This window comes from Salinivibrio sp. MA607 (assembly GCF_001996245.1).
Taxonomy (GTDB): Bacteria; Pseudomonadota; Gammaproteobacteria; order Enterobacterales; family Vibrionaceae; genus Salinivibrio; species Salinivibrio costicola.
Window position 1 is genome coordinate 1 of the sequence record NZ_MUFJ01000056.1, and the last position, 3,892, is coordinate 3,892.

2 protein-coding genes are annotated in these 3,892 nt (G+C 45.7%); both read right to left on the bottom strand.

The genetic code is table 11. From position 1 onward, the window contains the following. Positions 1–274: 274 nt before the first annotated feature. A complete protein-coding gene (locus tag BZG81_RS15300; RefSeq protein WP_077677804.1) occupies positions 275–1,384 on the bottom strand; it encodes a methyl-accepting chemotaxis protein in 1,110 nt (369 codons plus the stop codon). A gap of 63 nt (positions 1,385–1,447) precedes the next feature. Then, on the bottom strand, positions 1,448–3,688 hold the full coding sequence (locus tag BZG81_RS15305) for a nitric-oxide reductase large subunit (RefSeq protein ID WP_077677805.1): 2,241 nt from the start codon (positions 3,686–3,688) through the stop codon (positions 1,448–1,450). Between the last annotated feature and the right edge of the window lie 204 nt (positions 3,689–3,892).

Genomic DNA, 3,892 nt, shown 5'->3' on the forward strand with positions numbered 1-3,892 from the left:
GTCTCGTGGGCTCGGAGATGTGTATARGAGACAGTTTTATCTATATGCACCGATGTGTATGCATGTTAATTCTTGCTTGTACGCTCTTTTACTATATATTGGATATGAAACTTTTCTTAGCCAAGAATAGCTATTGTAAGACGGCTATAATTCACTAAAAGATATTCTAATAAAATAAAACCTTACCAATCTTATTGTTTAAAGTCAAAGAGAGTGTATTCGCGAATAACGTCCAGTAACTGATACATCGCGGTTTTGGTATCGGGTTTGTGGCTCATACATCCTCCAATAAACTTTCCGACATGGTGCGAATGTGCTGATTCACCTCGCGGTTGTATTGCTCCATATTCTTAAGCTCTTGCTGAGCTAGACCGTGCTCGTCTTTTTTTATAGCGTCAATAACTGTTTGTGCACAAATATGAACCTTATCGTGAGGCGCTTCAATGGCCAGATAACTTGAATGCGCTTTGAAACGCTCTCGGAATAATTCCGAGTAATACCATCGACCAATGCCACATTTGTCAGAATCAACAACATTGCAGTCATTCGCATTTAATGTACCCAAATACACACGGTACACGTCCATGCGCAATTGCATTTCTTCAATGTTGGCGAGCTCAATTTGCGCCAGTAACGCACTGTTAGAAATACTGCCGCCCAGTTGCTTAATGTGCGTATTTTCTTCGGCCAACAACGCTAAATATTGCTTTGTCGACTCAATATTTTCACGCGTAGTGTGCATGGCTTCAACACTCAAAGAGTGACTTGAATCAACACCTTGTACAATTTGTCCCACTTTATCGTTAATGCGATCGGTCAATTCGGTGGTGCGCTGAGAAAGCGCTCTAACCTCGTTAGCAACCACAGTAAAACCACGTCCATGCTCGCCGGCACGTGCAGCCTCGATATTGGCATTCAGACTCAGCAAGTTAGTGGTTTCAGCGACACCGCGGACATCGCCACTGGTTTGTTCAATTTCCTGAGTATGGCCCTTTAACGCTGCAATACTCTCGGAGGTTGACTCAATATCACCGACAATCGACGACAAATTCCCTACTACTGCAGACATAGTGGACTCACCTGACTGATTGTTTTGGTCAATAGTGAGAATGATTTCCCGTTCGCGTTGCAGCAAGTTACTGAGTTGCGAAAAGGTGTTTTGGTAACCGGATAATGATTCTGTGAAGTTCTCAATGAAAGACAAGCGTTGCTGGTAGTCAGCGAGCTCTTTCTGCTGCTGGGAGATGGTTTTATTAGCTGATTCAAGTTGACCTAACAGAGTGCTGTTTTCTGACTCGACCTGTCCAATACGTTGTCGTAACTGTGACTGGATTGACGAGCATTGATTGCTGCGGACGTATCCTAGTTTTTCGATTAACTGCATGGGATCTCCAAAAAGGAAAACCAAGCCTCCACATAGAATCGTACAAGCTTGGTTTGTTGAGAGCTAAACAGATTTATGGCGTAAGCCTTTAATAACTTGCCAAGTGACAGCAAATGCACCCACGATGAAGACCATGTCACCGACAGTACGGAACCAACGTAGGTTCTGCAGCAGCGGTTGTTGCATGAAGGCTTCGCTTCGTGCGTACCATAAACCTTCAGTTGCAGCGGCGTAGAACTGAATGAAACCGACTGGTAGCAAGCTAGTGAAGAGCATTAGCGCTAAACCAATGTTCATTGTCCAGAAAGCCATTTTCATCAGCTTTTCGTCGAACTGAAGAGTTGGACGAATATAGCGTAATACGAGTAGGACAAAGCCTAGTGCCAGGAACCCGTATACACCGAATAGTGCTGCGTGTGCGTGAGTCGGCGTAGTGTTCAAACCTTGTACATAGTATAACGAGATAGGCGGGTTGATCATGAAACCTAATACGCCGGCACCTAACATGTTCCAGAACGCAACGGCAACGAAGCACAGTAGTGGCCATTTAAGATGTTTCATCCAGTCTGCACGTTTTTGCAGGCTATAGTTTTCCCACGCTTCATAGCCCAGCACAATTAGCGGTACTACTTCTAATGCTGAGAAAGTAGCGCCTACGGCCATAACCGGTGTGGTTGTTCCTGAAAAGTACAAGTGGTGGAAGGTACCCGGCACACCACCAAGCATGAACAATGACGCTGATGCTAGTGCAGCAACGGTCGCCAAGCGGCGAGAAACCAAGCCCATACTATGGAAAATGAACGCCAGTGAGGCAGTAGCAAACACTTCAAAGAAGCCTTCTACCCACAAGTGAACAATCCACCAGCGCCAGTATTCCATGATAGAAATGTGAGTGCGCTCACCGTAGAAGAAACCGGCTCCGTAAAACAGGCCAATAGCGACGACCGAGGCAGTGAATAGTGCCAGTAAGTTCTTGTCGCCTTTTTCTTTAAAGGCACCAACAACACAGCGCATCATTAGCACAAGCCAGAAGACGATGCCCAGGAACTTACCAATTTGCCACAGACGACCTAAATCGACGTACTCATAACCCTGATGGCCTAACCAGAAGTTCAGGTGTGCAGGCATGATTTGTGCGATGGCTAACCAGTTACCGATAAAAGTACCTGCCACGACCAGCACGAGCGCCCAGAACAAGACGTCTACACCAAGTTTTTGGTACTTAGGATCTTTGCCACCGTTAATAATCGGCGCCAAGAATAAACCTGCGGTCAAGAATCCAGTCGCAATCCAGAACATGGCGGCCTGAATGTGCCAGGTACGGGTGAGTGAATAGGGAAACCACTCAGAGATATTAATACTGTAAAACTCTTGTCCTTCGACGGTATAGTGAGCTGTTAAGCCACCCAGAAGTACCTGGAATGCGAACAGCGCGACCACAATGAACAAATATTTGCCGAGGGCTTTTTGTGATGGGGTTAGCTTAACCTTAGAAATCGGATCATGCTCCGGTGCCACAAGCTCTTCTTCCTCTTTGTCGCGTAAGAATGCCCATGCCCAAATTAGGAAGCCAATACCGGCAATTAAGAGAATGACACTGACAATAGACCAAATGATATTTTCTGCGCTAGGCACGTTATCTATCAGTGTTTCGTGTGGCCAGTTGTTGGTATAGGTGATCTCTGCATCAGGACGCTCAGTGGCAGCTGCCCATGCGGTCCAGAAGAAAAAGTCGTTCATTTGCGCACGGCGTTCAGCTGAAGGCAGTGTGTTTTCCTTCATGGCGTAGCTGACGCGGGTAGGGCGTAGTTCAGGGTCGTCACTGAATAGCTTCGAGTAGTACTCACCGGTTTGTTCAATAGCCTGAATACGACGTTCGCTTAAAATAACCGTATTAGACGATTTGTCGTACGTATTAGTGCGGTACTCTTCCTTCAGTTCATACTCGAGCTGGTTTTGTTGAACACCGTTAAGCTCGTCATACGACTTGCCGAAAACTTCCTGCGCCCGAATGTCTAACCACGCCAGCAGTTCACGGTGCAGCCAGTCGGCTGTCCAGTCAGGCGCTTGATACGCACCATGACCCCAAATAGAGCCTAACTGCATACCGCCCACAGACTGCCACGCGGTTTGTCCGTCAAGAACCGACTCTTCGGTTGCAATGACATTACCGTCGGTACTCATGAACTTATCCGGAATAGGCGGTGCCTCCCGGTAAACTTCCGTTCCAAAATACCCTAAAACACTAAAAGTAATTGCAAGAACACCGATTAGTGTCCACCAAAGCTTACGATACCCAGCCATTGTTGACCCCCTTGATACCACTGAACCACATCATGGGTTGTTACTCCCTCAGATAAGAATGAATATTGATGTTGATCTCATTGTTTTTATGATCAAAGCAAATTCAGTGCCAATATTTAATCATTTGATTTTATTGTGAAATTATCCCTTATGGTTTTTATGACTCCAAAGTAAAGGGTTTTTTTAACCTTATTGGTAAAAAAA

What these genes read in the sequence shown, in the direction of transcription:
- BZG81_RS15300 (WP_077677804.1), bottom strand. Translation starts at nt 1,384, where the DNA reads ATGCAGTTAATCGAAAAACTAGGATACGTCCGCAGCAATCAATGCTCG.
- BZG81_RS15305 (WP_077677805.1), bottom strand. Translation starts at nt 3,688, where the DNA reads ATGGCTGGGTATCGTAAGCTTTGGTGGACACTAATCGGTGTTCTTGCA.